This window comes from Streptomyces sp. NPDC001717 (genome assembly GCF_042892775.1).
Lineage (GTDB): Bacteria > Actinomycetota > Actinomycetes > Streptomycetales > Streptomycetaceae > Streptomyces.
The window spans coordinates 102141-122747 of sequence record NZ_JBIAUK010000017.1 but is presented as its reverse complement, the minus strand read 5'-3'; the positions used below and the strand labels follow the sequence as shown (position 1 = coordinate 122747).

8 protein-coding genes are annotated in these 20607 nt (G+C 71.8%); all 8 read left to right on the top strand.

Annotated elements, in window-relative coordinates; genetic code table 11:
* The first annotated feature begins 80 nt into the window (after positions 1 to 80).
* Positions 81 to 12425, top strand: coding sequence for an amino acid adenylation domain-containing protein (locus tag ACFYZL_RS25240; protein ID WP_388681828.1), 12345 nt, complete (start codon positions 81 to 83; stop codon positions 12423 to 12425).
* Positions 12426 to 12522: 97 nt separating this feature from the next.
* Positions 12523 to 13503: a TauD/TfdA family dioxygenase gene (locus ACFYZL_RS25235; protein WP_388681825.1), complete on the top strand. Its 981-nt coding sequence runs from the start codon at positions 12523 to 12525 to the stop codon at positions 13501 to 13503.
* A gap of 59 nt (positions 13504 to 13562) precedes the next feature.
* Positions 13563 to 14822, top strand: coding sequence for an MFS transporter (locus tag ACFYZL_RS25230; RefSeq protein WP_384744603.1), 1260 nt, complete (start codon positions 13563 to 13565; stop codon positions 14820 to 14822).
* 53 nt (positions 14823 to 14875) lie between these two features.
* Positions 14876 to 16048 carry a cytochrome P450 gene (locus ACFYZL_RS25225; protein WP_384744605.1) on the top strand — a complete coding sequence of 391 codons (1173 nt, stop codon included), beginning with the start codon at positions 14876 to 14878 and terminating at the stop codon, positions 16046 to 16048.
* Positions 16049 to 16089: 41 nt separating this feature from the next.
* Positions 16090 to 16905, top strand: coding sequence for a winged helix-turn-helix domain-containing protein (locus tag ACFYZL_RS25220; RefSeq protein WP_388681822.1), 816 nt, complete (start codon positions 16090 to 16092; stop codon positions 16903 to 16905).
* Positions 16906 to 16946: 41 nt separating this feature from the next.
* Entirely contained in the window at positions 16947 to 17726 is a 780-nt protein-coding gene (locus ACFYZL_RS25215; protein ID WP_384744608.1) for a thioesterase II family protein, read from the top strand.
* A 93-nt stretch (positions 17727 to 17819) separates the two neighbouring features.
* Positions 17820 to 19184: a hypothetical protein gene (locus ACFYZL_RS25210; RefSeq protein ID WP_388681819.1), complete on the top strand. Its 1365-nt coding sequence runs from the start codon at positions 17820 to 17822 to the stop codon at positions 19182 to 19184.
* Positions 19185 to 19379: 195 nt separating this feature from the next.
* Positions 19380 to 20546 (top strand): glycosyltransferase family 4 protein, encoded by a 1167-nt coding sequence (locus ACFYZL_RS25205; RefSeq protein WP_384744610.1) that lies wholly within the window; start codon positions 19380 to 19382, stop codon positions 20544 to 20546.
* The last annotated feature ends 61 nt before the right edge of the window (positions 20547 to 20607 follow it).

Here is a 20607-nt window from a genome sequence, read left to right as displayed (position 1 = left end):
CACCCCCTGGCGCACACATTCTGCGGTTCGCCTCTTGTGGTTCGCCTGCCGGCAGGCGTCCACGTCTCCTGGGAGTCCTTATGAACACGCCGTCTTCTCGCGAGGACCGGATCGCCGCGCTTCCCGCGCACCTGCGAGACGCGCTCGCGAAGCGCCTCGCCGGCCGGTCCGAAGCCGCCGGACCCGCGATTCCGGTGGTCTCGCGCGCGGAGGCCATGCCCATGTCCTACGGGCAGCAGCGCCTGTGGTTCATGGAGGACTTCGCGCCGGGCAGCGCCGACTACCATCTCGCGCTGGCCCTGCGGCTGACCGGTCCGCTCGACGCGGAGGCCCTGCGGGCGGCGGCCGGGGAACTGGTGGCGCGGCACGAGTCGCTGCACACCACCTTCGAGATGGTGGACGGCCGCGGCGTCCAGGTGCTGCGCCCCGACGCCGCGCCCCAGTGGACCACCGCGGACGTGTCGGACGTCTCCGAGGCCCACCGCGAGGAGCGGGCCCGTGAGCTGGTGCGGACCGAGATGGGCCGCCCGTACGACTTCGGGAACGGCCCGCTGGTCCGCGTACTGCTGGTGAGGCTCTCGGCCGCCGAGCACATCTGCGTCCTGGGAATGCACCACATCGTCACGGACGGCTGGTCGATGGGGATCGCGGCGCGCGAGTGGGGCGAGCTGTACGCGGCCCGGGTGGAACAGCGGGATGCGAAGCTGCCCGACGCGGCAGTCCAGTACCCGGACTTCGCCGCCTGGCAGCGCGCCCGACTGGAGGACGGGAAGCTGCTCACCGGGCAGCTGGACTGGTGGCGCGAACGGCTGGCGGGACTCGAGCCGCTGGAGCTGCCCACCGACCGCCCCCGGCCCGCCGTACGCTCCTCGGCCGGCGCAGCACAGCTCTTCGAGGTGCCCGCGAGGACGCTCACCGGGATCAAGGAGCTGGCGCGCCGGAGGGGTGCCACGCTGTTCATGGCCCTGACGGCGGCGGTCAACGTGCTCCTCGCCCGCTACTCGGGGCAGCGGGACATCGCGCTCGGCACCTCTTCGTCGGGCCGGAGCCTGCCGGAGCTGGAGCAACTGGTCGGGTTCCTGGTCAACACCGTCGTGCTGCGCTCCCGGGTCGACCCGGACATGTCCTTCGGCGACCTGCTGGGACAGGTCAAGGAGACCGTCTTCGACGCGTTCGCCCACGAGGACGTGCCCTTCGACCGGCTGGTGGAGGCGCTGCAACCGGAGCGCGACACCAGCCGTACGCCGCTGGTCCAGGCGAGCGTCGTCCTGCAGAACGCCCCCGCCGACGCCGCGGCGTTCCCCTCGGTCGAGGCCACCGAATACCCGCTGGACCGCGACGCGTCCCTGCTCGACCTCACCCTGGAGTTCGAGGAGCGCGACGGCAGGCTGATCGGCCTGGTCGAGTACAGCACCGAACTCTTCGACGCGACGACGATCACCCGGCTGACCGATCACCTGGGCACCCTCCTCGCCTCGGTCGTCGCCGACCCCGAACGGGCGGTGTCGGAACTGTCGATGCTGACCGAGGACGAGTACCGGCAGATCGTCGTGGACTGGAACGCGACGCGTTCGAGCGAAGGATCCGACGCGTTCGTCCACGAGCGGCTCGCCGAGCAGGCCCTGCGGACCCCGGACGCGGTGGCCGTCATCGGCGAAGGCGACGACACCCTCACCCACCGTGAACTGGACGAGCGCGCCAACCAGCTCGCCCACCACCTCCGTGAGCACGGCGCGGGACCGGGCTCCCTGGTCGGCCTGTGCGTCGAGCGCGGCAGCCGGATGGCCGTCGGCCTGCTCGGCATCCTCAAGGCGGGGGCGGCCTACGTACCGCTCGACCCGGCCTTCCCGGCCGAACGCCTCGCCTACATGCTCCAGGAGTCCGGCGCCGGCCTGATCGTCACGCACGACGGGACCCGCGGCATCCTCCCGCCCACGGACGCGGTGCTCGTGGACCTGGACGCCGACCGCGCCGCGATCGCGGAACGGCCCGTCACGGCGCCCGAGACCGGAGTCCGTGCCACCGACCTGGCCTACGTCATCTACACCTCGGGCTCCACGGGCAACCCCAAGGGCGTCGCCATCGAGCACCGCAACGTCCGGCACATCTGCGCCGCCTGGGACGAGCAGTACGACCTGAGCGGGCTGCGGCTGCGCTTCCTGTCCGTCTCCAGCCTCTCCGTGGACCTCTTCTTCGCGGACCTGATCCGCTCGCTGCCCTTCGGCGGCGCGCTGATCATCGCGTCCAAGGACGTCGCCACCGACCCGTCCGCACTCCTCGACCTGATCGAGCGGACCGGCGCCACCGGCATCGAGATCGTGCCCTCCCTGATGAACGCCGTCCTGCACGAGGTCGAGCGGCGCGGCGACGGATTCCCCCCGCTGCGGCTGATCTCCGTCGGCTCCGAGGGCTGGCGGGTCGAGGACTGCCGGGCGCTGCTGCGCCAGGTCCGGCACGACGCCGTCATCGTCAACGCGTACGGCGGGACGGAGGCCACGGTCGACTCCACCGTCTTCGTCCCCTCCCACGACGCGCTGGGCGACAGCGTGTTCGTCCCCATCGGCCGGCCCCTGCCCCGTACCCGGGTCTACGTCCTGGACGCCGCGATGCGGCCCGTCCCGGTGGGCGTGCCCGGCGAGATCCACATCGGCGGCGACGGCATCGGCCGTGGCTACCACAACCGTCCCGACCTGACCGCCGAGCGCTTCGTGACCAGCCCGTTCGACAGCACGGACCGGCTCTACCGCACGGGCGACCGGGCGCGCCTGCTGCCCGGAGGAGACCTGGAGTTCCTCGGCCGGGCGGACGACCAGGTCAAGATCCGCGGCTTCCGCGTCGAACTCGGCGAGGTCGAGAGCGCCGTCCTGTCGCACCCGGACGTCGAGGACGCCGTCGTCGTGGCCCGCCAGGAGGACTCCGGGCGCCGGCGCCTGGTGGCCTACCTCGTCACCACCCGTGACCTCCGCCCTGCCGACCTGCGCGGCCACCTCGGCGGCCTGCTGCCGGACTACATGGTCCCGGCCGCGTTCGTCACCCTGGACGCGCTGCCGCTGACCCCGAGCGGCAAGGTGGACCGCCGCGCCCTGCCGGAGCCCGAAGCGGGAGCCGGCCTGCCCGACGAGCAGTACGTGGCGCCACGCGACGAGACCGAGGAGATCCTGGCCCGTGCCTGGGCGGAGGTCCTGGGCGTCGAACGCGTCGGCATCCACGACAACTTCTTCGAACTGGGCGGCGACTCGATCCTGTCCATCCAGGTCGTCTCCCGGGCCCGCCAGGCGGGCCTCGCGCTGACCTCCAAGCTGCTCTTCGTCCACCAGAGCGTCGCCGCACTGGCCGCCGTCGTGGGGAAGGCCGCCGTCACCACGCCGGCCGCCGGGACGGCCGCGGTCTCCGGGCGGGTCGAACTCACCCCGATCCAGGAGTGGTTCTTCACGACGCACACCGTCAACCCGGACCACTACACGATGTCGGTGCAGGTCGAACTGGCCCCCGGTACGGACGGAGCCGTCCTGGGTCGCGCCCTGGACGCCGTGGTCGCGCACCACGACGCCCTGCGGATGCGCTACGTCGCAGCCGACGGACGACGGGTCCAGGAGTACGGCAGCCGCCCGGCCGGCGCCCTGCTGGACGAGCTCGACCTCGCCGGCCTGGACGCGACCGCACGCGACCAAGCCCTCCACGACGCCGCCCTGGCCGCGCAGCGGTCGCACGACCTGTCCGCGGGCGATCTCGTGAAGGGCGTCTTCATCCGGCCGGTCGAGGGCGAGGCGCCCCGCCTGTTCCTCGCGGTGCACCACGTGGTGATGGACGGCGTGTCGTGGCGCGTGGTGCTGGAGGACCTGGCCACGGCGTACGCCCAGCTCGCCGCCGGCCGACCGGCCGACCTGGGCGGCAAGACCAGCAGCTACCAGCAGTGGTCGCGGCGCCTGACCGACCACGTACGCTCCGGCGGGCTCGACCACGAGATCGGGCACTGGTCCGACGTGGACCCGGACGGCGCCCCGCTCCTGCCCACCGACCACGACGGCGAGAACGTCACCGCGCACGAGCGGACCGTCGACGTACGGCTGAGCCGGGAGGAGACGGACGCCCTCCTGCACCGGGTGCCCTCCGTCTACCGCACGCAGATCAACGACATCCTGGTCAGCGCGCTGGGCCGGGCCATGGCCGGATGGATCGGCCAGGACCGGGTGGTCATCGGCCTGGAGGGCCACGGACGCGAGGAGCTGTTCGACGACCTCGACCTGTCCCGTACCGTCGGCTGGTTCACCTCCCACTTCCCCGTCGCGCTCACCGTGCCCGGCGACCGCTCCTGGGGCGAGACCGTCAAGTCCGTCAAGGAGCAGCTGCGCGCGATCCCCGGCCGCGGCCTGGGCTACGACGCGCTGCGCTTCCTGTCCCTGCCCGGCACCCCGGGCCACGCGCTGCACGGGGACCGGCTGCCGCAGATCAGCTTCAACTACCACGGCCAGTTGCACGGCACGACCGGCCACGACGGCCTGATCCGCGACCGCCTGCCGGCCCTGGGCCTCGACAACGAGCCGGACCAGCCCCGCCCGTACCTCCTCGACGTCATCGGCATGGTCGAAGACGGTCGGCTCGGCGTGAGCTGGACCTTCTCCGACCGGGTCTTCGACCCCGCCACGATCGAGCGGGTGGCCCGCGAGTTCCTCACCGCGCTGCGCGAGATCGTCGGCCACTGCCTGGCGCCGGGCAGCGGCGGCGCCACCCCGTCGGACTTCCCGCTGGCCGGTCTCGACCAGGCGGGCGTCGACCGGATCGTCGGCGACGGACGCGCGATCGAGGACGTCTATCCGCTGACGCCGATGCAGGCCGGAATGCTCTTCCACACGCTGGCCGACCCCGATTCGCCCACCTACTTCGAGCAGATGGCCTTCGTCTTCGACGGCGTCTCGGACCCGGACCTGCTCGCCCGCGCCTGGCAGGCGGTCACCGACCACCTGGAGATCCTGCGCGGCTCGCTGGTCTGGGACCGGGTGGACCGGCCCCTGATGGTGATCAGCCGGCAGGCCGAGCTGCCCGTGCGGCACCTGGACTGGCGGGGGATGACGGAGGCGGAGCAGCAGGAGGCGCTGGAGCGCTTCCTGGCCGAGGACCGCGCACAGGGTCTGGACCTGACCGTCGCGCCGCTGGCCCGGCTGGCCCTGATCCGCACCTCGGACACCAGCGTCCGCGTCGTGCGCACCTCCCACCACGTCCTCCTGGACGGCTGGAGCACCTTCCAGGTGCTCTCCGAGCTGTCCTCGGCCTACGGCGCGCTCGCCGCCGGTCGGACGCCGCAGCTGCCGGCCCGACGGCCGTTCGGCGCCTACGTCCGCTGGCTGGAGGAACAGGACCTGACGCAGGCCGAGGAGTACTGGCGAGGCCTGCTGGCGGACTTCGACGAGCCGACGCCGCTGCCGTACGACCGCCGCCCGGCGTCCAGCCACCGGTCGCGGTCCACGGACAGCCTGGTCGAGCAGTTCTCGGCGCAGGCGTCCAAGGAGCTGTTCGACTTCGCGCGGCGGCACCGGCTGACGGTGAACGCTGTGGTCCAGGGCGCCTGGGCGCTGCTGCTCTCCCGGTACGCCGGCGAGCGGGACGTGGTCTTCGGCGCGACGGTCTCGGGCCGCCCCGCCGACCTGCCGGGCATCGACTCGATCGTCGGCATGATGATCAACACCCTGCCGGTACGGATCACGGCCGGCACGAGCACGCCCGTCGTCCAGTGGCTGGCCGAGGTGCAGCGGGCACAGGTCGAGGCGCGCGGCTACGAGTACGTACCGCTGGGGCAGATCCAGAGCTGGAGCGGCGTCGAACGCGGCACCAACCTCTTCGACAGCCTGGTCGTCTTCGAGAACTACCCGATGAACGACCGGACCGCCGCCGACCAGGGCCTGCGGCTGCGGGGCCTGGAGGGCGTGGAGGCGACCAACTTCCCGCTGAACCTGATCGCCTACGCCGGCGACGAGTTCGCCTACTCCCTGTCCTACGACGCGGAGCTGTTCGACGAGCCCACCGTCGCGCGCCTGGCACGGCACTTCGCGACCTTGCTGACCGCCATGGTCGCCGACCCCCGTCGGCCGGTGTCGGCGCTGCCGATGCTGTCGGACGGCGAGTTCTCCCGGGTCGTGCGCGAATGGAACGCGACGAGTCAGGTGGAGGTCTCGCAGGACTCCGTCCTCGAACGGTTCGCCGAATGGGTGGCCGCCAGGCCGGACGCCGTCGCCGTCACCTTCGAAGACGCGTCACTGACCTACCGGGAGCTGGACGAGCGGGCGAACCGGCTCGCCCACCACCTGATCGCACGCGGGGCCGGCCCCGACCAGGTGGTGGGTCTGGCCGCCGAACGCGGCCTGCACATGATGGTCGGCCTGCTGGGCATCCTGAAGTCCGGCGCCGCCTACGTTCCGCTGGACCCGGCCTACCCGGCCGAGCGCCTGGCGTACATGCTGAACGACTCCGGCGCGCGGCTGCTCGTGACCCACGACGGCGTACGGGACCGGCTGCCCGACACCGGGGCCGAGCCGGTGGACCTGGACGCCGACGCGGCGGCACTGCGCGAACGGCCCTCCTGCGCCCCCGAGCCCGGCCCGGACGGTGCGGACCTGGCCTACGTGATCTACACCTCCGGCTCCACCGGGAAGCCCAAGGGCGTCGGCGTCCCGCACGCCAACCTGGTCAACCACCTCGCGTGGCTCGACGCGACCTTCCCCGTCGACCCCGATGACCAGGTCCTGCTGCGGACCTCCATCAGCTTCGACGTCTCGGTGTGGGAACTGATGCTGTCGGTGCTCTCCGGGGCCACGGGCCACATCGTCTCCGCCGACGTGTCCAAGGACCCGTTCCGACTCGCCGACTTCATGGACCGGCGCGGCATCACCCTCGCGGAGTTCGTGCCCTCCCTGCTGGCCGCGATCCCGCTGGAACGCAGGCCCAAGGCGCTCAAGCGGATATTCATCGGCGGGGAGACCCTGCCCAAGGGCCTCGCGGACGCGCTGTGCGCGGCGTGGGACGTCCCGCTGGTCAACCTCTACGGGCCCACCGAGGCCACCATCCAGGTCACCGCGGCCGAATACCGCGGTGGCGGCGACGGCGACACGGTCCCGATCGGCGGCCCGATCGCGAACGCCGCCCTGCTCGTGCTCGACGCGGACCTGCGTCCGGTACCGGAAGGCGTGGCCGGCGAGCTGTACGCGACCGGCCCCGTGCTGGCCCGCGGATACCTCAACCGGCCGGGGCTGACCGCGGAACGGTTCGTGGCCTGCCCCTTCGGCGCCCCCGGCGGGCGGATGTACCGGACCGGGGACGTGGTGCGCTGGCGCGGCGACGGCCGACTGGAGTTCATCGGCCGCGCCGACGGCCAGGTCAAGGTCCGTGGCTACCGCATCGAGCTGGGCGAGATCGAGGCCGCGCTCGGTGCCCGGGAAGGAGTCGGCCTGGTCTCCGTGCTCGTTCGGGAGGACAACCCCGGCGACAAGAGGCTGGTCGCCTACTTCACCGCGGACCGGGAGCTCACGAGCGGGGGGCTGCGCTCGGCCCTGGCGGCCTCGCTGCCCGACCACATGGTGCCGGCGGCGTTCGTCCCCATGGAGCGGATGCCGGTGACCCCGAACGGCAAGATCGACGTGAAGGCGCTGCCGCGGCCCGAGATCCAGGGCGACCCGGCGGGCTCGCCGTACGTCGCCCCGCGCGATGCGGCCGAGGAGGTCCTGGCCGGGATCTGGGCCGAAGTGCTCGGAGCCGAACGCGTCGGCGTCCACGACAACTTCTTCGACCTGGGCGGCAACTCCATCATCGCCATCCAGGTGGTCTCCCGGGTCCACCGGGCCCTGGGCGTCCAGCTCTCGCCGCGCGTGCTGTTCGACGCCCCGACCGTCGCGCAGGCGGCCGAGTCGCTGGCACCCGACCGGGCGCCCGCCGACACCTCGATCCCGGTGGCCGACCGCACGGGCCCGCTGCCGATGTCCTTCGGACAGCAGCGCCTGTGGTTCCTCCAGGACTTCAACCAGGACAGCACGGAGTACCACTCGACGGCCGCCATGCGGCTGACCGGTGACCTGGACACGGCCGCGCTGCGCGCCGCCACCACCGACCTGGTCGGCCGGCACGAGTCGCTGCGCACCACGTTCGTCATGGCCGACGGCCGGGGCCTGCAGCGCGTCCACCCCGTCCTGGAGCCGCGCTGGACCACCGCCGACCTGTCCGAGGCCGCCGCCGACGAACGCGAGGAGCGCCTGGCGGAGATCGTCCGCGGCGAGTTGGCACGGCCGTACGACCTCGAGAACGGCCCGCTGCTGCGGCTCCTGCTGGTGCGACTGACCGCCGACGAGTACGTCTTCGCCATCGGCATGCACCACATCGTCACCGACGGCTGGTCGGTGGGCATCGTCGCCCACGAGCTGGGTGAGCTGTACGCGGCCCGGGTGGGCGGCACCGACCCGCGACTGCCGCAGGTCCCGGTGCAGTACCCCGACTTCGCCGCGTGGCAGCGCGGCCGGCTGGAGGACGGCGGTCTGCTGGACACCCAGCTGGCCTGGTGGCGCGAGCGGCTGGAGGGCATCGCCCCGCTGGAGCTGCCCACGGACCGGCCGCGGCCCGCGGTGCGTTCCTCGGCCGGCGCGGCCTACGGTTTCGAGGTGCCGCTGCCCGTCGTCGAGGGGGTCCGGAAGGTGGCCCGCGAACAGGGCGCGACCCTGTTCATGGCGTTGACCACCGCACTGAAGGTGATCTTCTCCCGGTACTCCGGACAGCGGGACGTCGCGGTCGGCACCGCCTCGGCGGGCCGCGGGCACGCCGGCCTGGAGCAGCTGGTCGGGTTCCTCGTGAACACCGTCGTACTGCGCTCGCACATCGACCCGCAGCTGTCCTTCGGTGAGCTCGTGGGGCAGGTCCGCGAGACGGTCCTGGACGCCTTCGCGCACGAGGAGGTGCCCTTCGAACGGGTGGTGGAGGCGGTGCAGCGGGAGCGCGACACCAGCCGCACACCGCTCTTCCAGGTCATGGTCGTCATGCAGAACGCCCCCGGGATGAACCCGGAGCTGCCCGGCGTCCGGGTCGGGGACTTCGCGATGGAGCGGGACAGCGCCCTGTACGACCTCACCATCGAGTTCGAGGAACACGAGTCGGGGCTGTCGGTCCTGGTCGAGTACGGCACCGAGCTGTTCGACGAGGCGACGATCGCCCGGTTCGCCGAGCACGTGGGCGTCTTCCTGGACGGCGTGGCCGCCGAGCCCAAGGGCCCCGTGTCGGCCCTCCCGATGGTCACGGGGGCCGAGCTGGAGCGCGTGGTGCACGAGTGGAACGCGACGGGCGCCGAGCCCGTACCGGCCGGCGGCATCCACGAGCACGTCGCCGCGAGGGCCGCCGCCACCCCGGACGCCACGGCGGTGTCCTGCGGCGGGGAGACCCTGACCTACCGGGAGCTGGACGAGCGGGCGAACCGGCTCGCCCACCACCTGATCGCCCTGGGAGCCGGCCCCGGCCTGCTGGTCGGCCTGTCCGTCGAACGCAGTGCGCAGATGGTCGTCGGCCTGCTGGGAATCCTGAAGTCCGGTGCGGCGTACGTGCCGCTGGACCCCGCGTATCCGGCGGACCGGCTGGAGTACATGCTGAAGGACTCCGGAGCCGGGCTCCTGGTCACGCACCGGGGCCTGCAGCGGCGCCTCCCGGCGGCCGACGCCGTGGTCGTCGACCTGGACCGCGACGCCGCCGCGATCGGCGCCCTCCCGGCCACGGCACCCCAGGCCCCCGTGACCGGGGCGGACCTGGCGTACGTCATCTACACCTCCGGCTCCACCGGGCGCCCCAAGGGCGTCGCCGTGGAACACCACACGGTGCTCAACCTGCTGGCGAACAGCCAACCGGCCTACGGGTTCCACGAGCGGGACGTGTGGACCGTCTTCCACTCGTACGCGTTCGACTTCTCGGTCTGGGAACTGTGGGGCTGCCTGAGCACGGGCGGCCACGCGGTGATCGTGCCGCACGACGTCGCCCGCAGCCCCGAGGCGATGTGGACGCTCCTGCGCGACGAGGGCGTGACGGTGCTCAACCAGACGCCGTCGATGTTCCGCGAACTCGTGGAGAGCGCGGCGGAGCGCGACGCCGGGACCCTGCGCGAGCTGCGCTGGGTGGTCTTCGGAGGCGAGGCCCTGGAGCCGAAGCACCTGATGACCTGGTTCGACCGCTTCGGCGACGGCGCGGCCCGGCTGGTGAACATGTACGGCATCACCGAGACGACGGTGCACGTCACCTACCAGGAGGTGCTGGCCGAGCACGTGGCGGCCGGCGGCCGCATCCCGGCGGGCAGGCCCCTGCCGAGCTACCGGGTGCTGCTGCTCGACGAGGCGGGCGCGCCCGTTCCCGTCGGCGTCCCGGGCGAGATCCACGTGAGCGGCGCCGGCCTGGCGCGCGGCTATCTGCACCGGCCCGAGCTCACCGCCGAGCGCTTCCCGGCCAACCCCTACGGCGAGCCGGGGGAGCGGATGTACCGCTCCGGCGACATCGCCCGCTGGCGCGCCGACGGCACACTGGAACACCTCGGCCGGGCCGACGACCAGGTCAAGATCCGCGGGTTCCGCATCGAGCTGGGCGAGATCGAGACGGTGCTGGTCCGATGCGTCGGGGTGCGCGAGGCCGTCGTGGTGGCCCACCGGCAGGAGAGCGGGCACCGCAGGCTGGTCGCCTACGTCGTCGGTGACCGGGACGTCTCCACGCCCGAGCTGCGCGAGCATCTGGCCGGCTCGCTGCCCGACTACATGGTCCCGGCCGTGTTCGTCACGCTGGACGCCCTCCCGCTGACCCCGAGCGGCAAGGTCGACCGGCGCGCCCTGCCCGCCCCGGAGGTGCACACGGACCGGCTCGGTTCGCAGTACGCCGCCCCGCGCGACGAGACCGAGGAGATCCTGGCCGCGGTCTGGGCCGAGGTCCTGGGCGTGGAGAAGGTCGGCATCCACGACAACTTCTTCCACCTCGGCGGCGACTCGATCCTCTCCATCCAGGTCGTCTCCCGGGCGCGGCAGCAGGGTCTGCAGCTGACCTCCAAGCTGCTCTTCCTCCACCAGAGCATCGCCGCGCTGTCCCGGCTGGTGGAGCGGGCGTCCGTCACCGGCGGCGACTCCGCCGCCGTCTCGGGCGAGGTCGGCCTCACCCCCATCCAGCGGTGGTTCCTCGCCGAGCACACCGTCAACCCGGACCGGTACGCGATGTCGGTGCACGTCGAGCTGGCTCCCGACACCGACAGCACCCTGCTCGGCCGGGCCCTGGCCGCCGTCGTCGCCCATCACGACGCGCTGCGGATGCGCTACGTCCGTACGGATGACGGGTGGAGCCAGGAGTACGGCGACGCGGTCGCGCCGCAGCTGCTGGTGCGCGACCTGTCCACGGAGGACGACGCCGGCCTCGAACGTTCCCTCGAAGAGGCCGCGTCGACCGCTCAGAGCTCGCTCGACCTGACCGCCGGCACCCTGCTGCAGGGCGTCTTCTTCCGGCTGGGCGAAGGCCGGCTCCCCCGGCTGTTCCTCGTCGTGCACCACCTGGTGATGGACGGCGTGTCGTGGCGCGTGGTGCTGGAGGACCTCGCCACGGCGTACGCCCGACTCGTCGCCGGCCGGCCGGTCGACCTGGGCGGCAGGACCAGCAGCTACCAGCTGTGGTCGCGGCGCCTGACCGACCACGTCCGCTCCGGCGGACTGGACGACGAGGTCGAGTACTGGGCCGCCGCCGGCGGTTCGCCCGCGATCCCCCGCGACGGATCGGCCGTCAACACCTACGGCGACACCGTGGCGACGACCGTACGGCTGGGTCGTGAGGCCACCGAGTCCCTGCTGACCCGGGTGCCCGGCCTGTACCGCACCCAGATCAACGACGTGCTGCTGGCGGTACTGGGCCGGGTGCTGGGCCGGTGGGCCGGGACTCCGGTCACGATCGCCCTCGAGGGGCACGGACGCGAGGAACTCTTCGAGGACGTGGACCTCTCCCGCACGGTCGGCTGGTTCACGACGATCTACCCGGTCACCCTCGACGTCCCCGACGGGGACTGGGGACGCGCCCTGAAGACGGTCAAGCGCAGCCTGCGCCAGGTGCCCGGACGGGGCCTGGGGTACGGCGCCCTGCGCTACCTGTCCGAGGCGGACCGGCCGGGCGGCGCGCTGGCCTTCCAGGAACAGCCGCACATCAGCTTCAACTACATGGGGCAGTGGGACCTCACCGCCGACCAGGACGGCCTCGTCCGCGGACAGCTGGACGGGCTCGGCCAGGACCAGGCGCCCGAGCAGCCCCGACCGCATCTGATCGACATCGTGGCGGCCGTCATCGACGGCGAGCTGCGGATCGAATGGATCCATTCCACCGCCATCCACCACACGGCCACCATCGAGCGCCTCGCCGACCAATTCCTCACGGGATTGCGGGAGATCGCCGAGTAGCCGCCCGCGCCCGGCCGCCGAGCGGGCCGGCGCGCCACCCCTTGCGAAGGCCCCGCGCCCCGGCGCGGGGCCGGCCAACGACTGAAAGGTGCCCCCAGTGGCCCGGTACGTTCTCAACGCATACGAAAAGCTGGCAACGGCGAAGATCGCCGATCAGTTCCTGAAGAGCCACCACACCTGGGAGCCGCTCCACCAGGTCGACGACATCAGGGCCGAGGCCGAGAGGCTCCCCCTGGGCGTCCGACAGTTCCTCGCCGCCTCCCGGGCCGGCGAGGAAGCCGTCATCCAGGTGGCCGACCTGCCCCTGAGCGAGAACCTCGTTCCGACGCCGCCGAGCTGGCAGATCGCGGAGAAGGAGGGCGCCGCGCACCGTGAGGAACTGGTCCTGCTCCTGATCGCCTCCCTGCTCGGTGACCCGTTCGCCTGGCAGAACCAGCAGAACGGACGGCTCGTCCACGACGTCTGCCCCTCCAAGGGCCAGGAGGCGTCGCTGACCAGCGCGAGCAGCGAAACCCAGCTGACCCTGCACACCGAAGACGTCTTCCACACCTGCCGTGGCGACTACGTGGCGCTGATGTGCCTGCGCAACCCGGACCGGGTGGGCACCACCGTGGCGAGCCTGGACTCCGTCACGCTTCCGCGGTCCCTGCGCGAGGTGCTGGCGCAGGACCGCTTCCTGTTCTACCCGGACGACTCCCACGTCCCCCAGCGGGAGACCGCCTCGGGGGAGCGGGCCGCACTGGACGAGCGCGAGCACGAGCGGGCGTCCGTGCTCTTCGGTCCCGGGGAAGCCCCGTACCTGCGCATAGACGCGGACTTCACCAGCCCGCTGCCCGGAGACATCGAGGCCGAGGCGGCCCTGAAGGAGTGCGCGGAGCTGCTGCGGGACTCCGCCGAGCGTGTCGTCCTGGAGCCCGGCGAGGCGGCCTTCCTGGACAACTACCGCGTCGTGCACGGCCGGGACGTCTTCACCCCGCGCTACGACGGCACGGACCGCTGGCTCAAGCGCACCAGCATGGTCCGCGACCTGCGCCGGACCTACGTCCACACCCGGGCCCGCGCCCGCGTCCTGGGCTGAGCACCCAGCCGTTCCCCCTGGGCACGTCGCCGCCCCGGACCACCGACGAAGGAGCACGCATGACTCATCCGCAACGCGGCAAGCGGGACTTCACCCTGTTGTGGGCGAGCCAGACCTTCGGCGAGTTCGCGTACAGCACCTCCCTGATCGTCCTGCCGCTGCTCGTCCTGACGGTCACCGGCTCGGCCGGCCAGGCCGGCCTCGTCGGGTTCGCCGACGCGGTGGCCATCCTGGCGGCCGGCCTCCCGGCCGGCGCCATCGCCGACCGCTACGACCGCAGGGCCGTCATGCTGTGGTGCGAAGCCGTCCTGGTGGTGGTCTTCGGAGCCATGGCGGTGATGTTGTGGGCCGGGGCCGTGTCGCTGACCGCACTGCTGGCCCTGGCCCTGGTCAACGGCGCCGCCACGGCGGTCATGCTCGCCACGGGCGAGGCCATGATCCCGACGCTGGTCGCACCGGAGAAGGTGTCGGACGCCGTCGCGATGAACTCGGCGCGCACCTACGCCGGCCAGCTCGTCGGAACCTCGGCGGGCGGGTTCCTCCAGGCCGCCAAGAACGCCTTCCCGTTCCTCGCCGGGGCCGCGGCCCATCTCGTCGGCTTCGTCCTGCTGCTGTTCATGAGGCGTCAACCGGTGGCCCGGCGACCGGAGTCCAAGGGATGGTCGGCGGGCGAGGTGCTGGAGGGCATCACCTGGATCAGGACGCAGCCGTTCCTGCGGCTCGGCCTCGGCTTCGCGACGGCCACGAACTTCTTCTACGGCACGGTCTACTTCATCGTCATCGCGTCGGCGAAGACCAGCGGCATGAACTCCGGGCTGATCGGGGTCATGGCGGCCCTCCTGGGGGTCGGCGGACTGCTCGGGGCGCTGGCCGCGCCGAAGCTCCAGCGCGTCCTGACCGGCTCGCGCCCGATCTTCGTCGTCCTGTGGCTCTTCGCCGCGCTCACCGTCGCGATCGCGCTGCTCCCCGGCAGCTACACCCCGGGCATCCTGCTCGGGATCACGGCCTTCACGGCGCCGACGGCCAACGCCTACTTCACCACGTACCAGTTGCTGCTCACCCCGGACACCCACCGGGGTCGGGTGATGAGCGTGGCGAACATCTGCAGCGCGGGCGGCGGCGCGATCGCCCCCCTGGCCGGCGGGCTGGTCTACGAGCTGTGCGGCCGCCTCGTCAGCCTGCTGGTCTGTGGCGGCGTCCTCGGTCTGGTCGCGCTGTGCGCCGTACTGAGCCGGGTCATGCGCAACCCCCCGTCGCCCCACGGTGCGCCGGACGACGAAGAAGAACAGCCGGAGCGGGTCGTGAACACCGCCGCCTGAGCTCCCCTCGCCTCACCCCCCATCGATCGACCGCTGAGGAAAGACACACCACCATGGACTTGGCAAACCCGGATCTCTACACGAGCGAAGCACGCTTCGAGATGTGGCGGGAGTACGCGTCGTCGGACGCGAAGATCTGGAGCGAACCGGGATTCTCCCCGAACGGCTTCTGGTCCGTCTTCTCCCATCAGGACTGCAGCGCCGTCCTGTCCCCCAAGGCGCCCTTCACCTCCGAGCACGGCATGATGATCGGGTTCGACGCCGAGAATTCCGACAGTTCCGGCGGACGCATGCTCGTGGTGACCGACGGAAGCTGGCATTCGAATCTCAAGCGACTGATCGGACCGTTCCTTTCCCGGCTGCGCGAACCGGAGCTGCACGCGGTCCTGGAGCGCGAAGTCGGGGAAATCATCGCCCGGATGAAGTCCCGGGAAACAACCGACGTCGCCTCGGACGTCGGGCCCCGTCTCCCCGCCGCCATCGTGTGCGAGGTGATCGGGGTGCCGCTCAGTGAGCGGGACGACCTCATCGAGCTGACCAACCACGCCTTCGGGGGCGAGGAGAGCTCATTCGACCGGATGTCGCCCGCCGAGGCCCACTCGGAAATCCTCTTCTACTTCCACGAGTTGGTTGCGGAACGGGAGAAGAGGCCGGGTGACGACCTGGTCAGCGCGTTGCTCGCCGATGGCCGGCTGAGCGTCGACGACGTGGTCATCAACTGTGACAACGTCCTTATCGGCGGCAACGAGACGACCCGACACTCGATCACCGGTCTCTTCCACATACTCCACGCCTATCCCGATGTCCTGGATCGGATCCGCGAGGACAGCGGTATAATCGATCTTGCTGTTGAGGAGGTCGTTCGGTGGACTTCACCCGCGATGCACGTGCTTCGGGTCGCCACCGAAGACTGCACGATCGGAGAACAGCGGATCCGGAAGGGGGAGCCGGTGGTCGCCTGGTTGTCCGCGGCCAATCGCGACGAGCGACTCTTCGCCGATCCGCATGCCTTCCGGCCGGATCGTAAGCCCAACCGCCACATGGGTTTCGGCACCGGGCCGCACCATTGCCTCGGAGCCGCGCTGGCCCGTTTCGAACTGCGCAGCCTGCTGGTCCGGCTGGCCGACCAAGCGCGTTCCGTACGACTGGCGAGCGGTCCCACGTGGATGCGATCGAATCTGGTCCAGGGATACAGCGGACTGGGTGTGTCCGTGGACTGGCGCTGAGCGGGCGTCAACCGCGGGTTGAAACAAGGGGGAAATGCACAATGGTCTCATTACGTCTCACTTTTGAGGATCTATCCAGAATCCGATTCATCGGAACCCTGGGTGCCGAATTCGAAACCCGCTGTGCCGAGGCGAGGTTCGCCGAGTCGCAACAGGACGTATTCGTCGAATGGCGGCGGAAGGTCAAGCGACGCTTACGGGCCATGGGCCCGGTCGAGGCCTCCGCGATCAACTCCCGCACCGGGCCGAGGTCCCTGCCCCATTCCTCGGCAGGCGGTGACCGGAGTTTCCACGCGATGGCCGTGGAACCCTTCTGGGCACAGATACAGAACTACCTGGAGCTGGCCCGAGAGGTGTGCGGGCGGGCCATCGTCTCGGGCGGAGTGGAGAGCGTGCTCAACAATCTCCATCCCGCCATCAGTTGGGAAGCCCCGGTGTTGCGGGTGAACCAGGGCCCGCACGACAGGGAGATCGAACTCACCGGCAAAGGGTTGGTGCTCGCCCCGTCGCTCTTCGCGGTGAACCCCCTGCTGCTGGATTCGAGCACCGGATGGCAGGGGACGCCGACCCTCGTGTACACCGTCGTGCCGGATTCCGATACCGCCTCCACGCTCTGGCAGGGCGCCGAGGGCGGGTCGGCCTTGAGCGAACTCCTCGGGCACACCCGGGCGAGCGTTCTGGAGAGCGTACGGGTGCCCGGTTCCACGGGCGAGATTTCGCGCAGGCTTCACATATCGAATCCATCGGCGAGCAAACACGTGGGTGTTCTCAGACGGTCCGGTTTCGTGACGACGGAACGGAAGAACAACGCCACCGTCCACCGGCTGACGCTGCTGGGCGAAGCGGTTCTGGGCTGAGGACCGGTTCTCGGTCGAACACACAACGGGGAGATCAGTACATGTCCAACACATCGTCCTGGCTGGTGACGTACCGGCGAAACCCATCGGCGGATCGCCGCGTCGTCTGCTTTCCGCATGCCGGCGGCAGCGCCAGCTTCTACCGCGCGTGGGCCGGGCACATCGGTCCGGACGTCGAGCTGCAGGTGGTCCAGTACCCCGGGCGGGAGAGCCGAATAACGGAACCGCTGATGGGCTCGATGGGGGAACTGGCGGCCGGAGCGGCCGAGGCGCTCGGCGCCGATCGGAGCCGGGAAACCATCCTGTTCGGCCACAGCATGGGCGCCGCGGTCGCCTACGAGTCGTTGCGCCTGCTGGAGGCGGCGGGAACCTCCCGCGTCACCCGCCTGTGCGTGTCGGGGCGGGAGTTGGCGGAGTTCTCCGAGACGGTCGACTCCGAACCGGTCGACCCCGGGCCGCGCGGCGACGACGACCTGCTGGCGACGATGGCCGACCTCGGCGGCACCCGCTCGGCGGTGCTGGACGACCCGGACCTGCGGGCCATGGTGCTCGACATCATCCGCAACGACTACCACCTGCTCGACACCTACCGGCCGGACCCGTCAGCCGCCCCGGTGCGCGCGGACGTCGTGGCCCTCACCGGCGACCGGGACCCCCGGGTCGACGTGGCCAAGGTCAAGGCCTGGGAGTCGGTCACCACGGGCGCGTTCTCCCTGCGGGTGTTCCCCGGCGACCACTTCTATCTGACGTCGCACGTCAGGAGCCTGCTGGAGATCGCGACCGCGAGGCAGCGCGACCGTCCCGGGCCGGCCGCGTCGTGAACACCCGGGCGGGGGGACGGTAGGGAAAACCCGACCAGGAAGTCTCGACCTGACTCTGATGACCCCGACGGTCCTCGAGACTGCAATGGCAGGGTGAGATTCCGTCGAGTCGAATACCCGGTCACCACCGCGGGCGCGGTCACCGAACCCGCGGTCACCGAACCCGCGGCGCCTTCCCACCCCTGGTGGAACCGCCGAGGCACGTGGGCCACAGGATGGCTGATCGCCGCCCTGTGGGCCGCGGCCTTCCCCGTGATCTCCTCGCTGGACACGCACCGGATCTGGGGAACGAGCGCCGCGTTGGGATACGCGGCCGCGGCAGCCGTCTCCTACGGCGTCCCCGGCCCGCGTGCCCGGCGGGCGGGGGTGACCATCGCGCTGATCGGCGCGGTGGTGGTGCCCCTCGTCCTCCTCGTCCTGACGGGACGGGCCCAGAGCGAGGTCGACGTGATCGAGCGCTCCGGCCGACTGCTCCTGGAGCAGGGAACCCCGTACCTGCCCCACCCGCACAAGGTCACGGACTACACCCCGTACCTCCCGGCCATGGCTCTGCTCGGCATCCCCAAGGCGCTGGTGGGCGACCACGGTTGGGTGGCCCGGGTGCTCGGCGACGCCCGGATCTGGTGCGCCGCGGTGTTCCTTCTCTGCCTGCACCGGGCTCGGCTGACGCTGCGTCGCTCCCGGCCGACCGTCACTCCCACGGGAGGAGGTGAGCGCATGACGTACGGAACGGGCGTGGCGGCGCTGATCGCGTCTCCCGTCGTGGCCCTGCCCCTGTGCGTCAGCGGAGTCGACCTTCCGCTGACCGGCCTGTGCTGCCTGGCGCTCGCCATGGCGGCCGTCGGCCGCCCGGCGGCGGCGGGCCTGGCGCTCGCCGTGGTGTGCTCCCTCAAGTGGACCGCGTGGCCCGCGATCGCGGTGGCCGTGGTCCTGCTCGGCAGTGTGGCGGGCCTCCGGGCGGCCCTGCGGTGCGCGGGCACCGCGGTGGCGGGCGCGACCCTGCTGATCCTGCCCAGCGCGGTGATCTCACCCGCCGCCATGGTCGAGCAGGTGCTGGCCTTCCCGACCGGACGCGGTGACCTGCCGACCCCGGCCGCCAGTCCGCTGCCCGGCCGGCTGCTGGCCGACCTGGGGCCGGCCGGGTGGTACGCGGCCGTCGGGCTGCTGCTGTGCGGGGGTCTCGCCGTCGCCGTGTCCCTCGTGCGTCGGCCACCCGCTCATCTGCGGGCCGCGGCCGACCGGCTCGCGATCGGCCTGATGGTGGCCTTCACCCTGGCGCCCGCCGGACGCTTCGGCTACCTGGCACTGCCCGTCGTGCTGGTGGGGTGGGCCCGACTGGCCGCTCCGCGTGAACGGGTGCGCAGCCTGGAGGTACGCGGCGGCCGACCCGCACGCGCCGCCCACCTCGTCCCGTCCCGACGGCCGTACGCCCCCGCCGGCACGGGAGCAGGGCGATGACCGGTCCGCGCCCGCCCGGCCGGCCCGCACCGGCCGCCGCCCGGTGCGCATCCGGGTCCGTACGCCGTACCGACCGGCCCACCGGACGGGAAACCACCCACATCACCCATGACCGCCGGAACCGCCTCTTCGTCGCCTGAGAGCCCGGGCCCGGCATCCACGACCACCGATACCGAAGGCAGCGACGCGACCCCCATGAGCACCACACTCGTCATCACCAACGACTTCCCCCCGCGCCAGGGCGGCATCGAGACCTTCGTCCACGCGCTGGCCACCCGTATGCCCGGCAACGACGTGGTGGTCTACACCTCGAACGAACCGGGGGCCGCGGAGTACGACGCGACCCTGCCGTTCCCCGTGATCCGGGACTCCACCCGCACCCTGCTGCCGACCGGGCGCGTCACCCGCAGGGCGATGGAGATCGCCCGCGAACACGGCTGTGACCGGGTCTGGTTCGGCGCGGCGGCCCCACTGGCCCACATGGCCCCCGCGCTGCGCCGGGCCGGCATCCGGCGGACCGTCGCCACCACCCACGGCCACGAGATCTGGTGGGCCCGGACACCCGGGGCGCGCCAGGTCCTGCGGCGCATAGGCGACAGCGTGGACGTGGTGACCTACCTCGGCGAGTACACCCGGTCCCGGATCGCGCCCGCCCTCGGCCCACGAGCCCGGATGAGCCGGCTCGTACCGGGAGTCGCCCCCGAGGACTTCCGGCCGGACCTCCCCGCGCGGGACGTCCAAGAGCTCCGCGACCGCTACGGCCTGGGCGGCAGGAAGGTCGTCCTGTGCGCCTCGCGACTGGTGCCGCGCAAGGGGCAGGACACCCTCATCCGCGCTCTGCCGCTCATCCGGCGAGCGGTACCGGAAGCGGCGTTGGTGATCGTCGGCAAGGGCCCGCACGAGCGGCGCCTGCACGCACTGGCCCGCAAGCACGCCGCGGACGGCTCCGTCGTCTTCGCGGGCGGCAAGGGCCACGCCGAAATGCCCCCGTTCTACGCGGTCGCCGACGCCTTCGCCATGCCGTGCCGCACCAGGCGCGCGGGCCTGGAGGCGGAAGGCCTGGGCATCGTCTTCCTGGAAGCGGCGGCCAGCGGACTGCCCGTGATCGCCGGTGATTCCGGTGGCGCCCCCGACACCGTGCTCGAAGGGCTGACGGGGCACGTCGTCGACGGCAGGGACGTCACGGCCGTCGCCCGGTCCGTCGTGCGGACACTGCTGTCGCCGGAACGCGCCGCGATGGGCGCCGCCGGACGGGCGTGGGTCGAGCGGCAGTGGTCCTGGGACGCCTCGGCCCGCCGACTGACGCAGCTGCTCGACCCCGACGTCGAGGCGCCGGCGGAGCCGGCGGCGCACGCACGCTGACCGGGGCCCGGCGACTCGCTCGACGGTAGGGAAAACCCCCCGGCGAAGACTCCTCACAGGC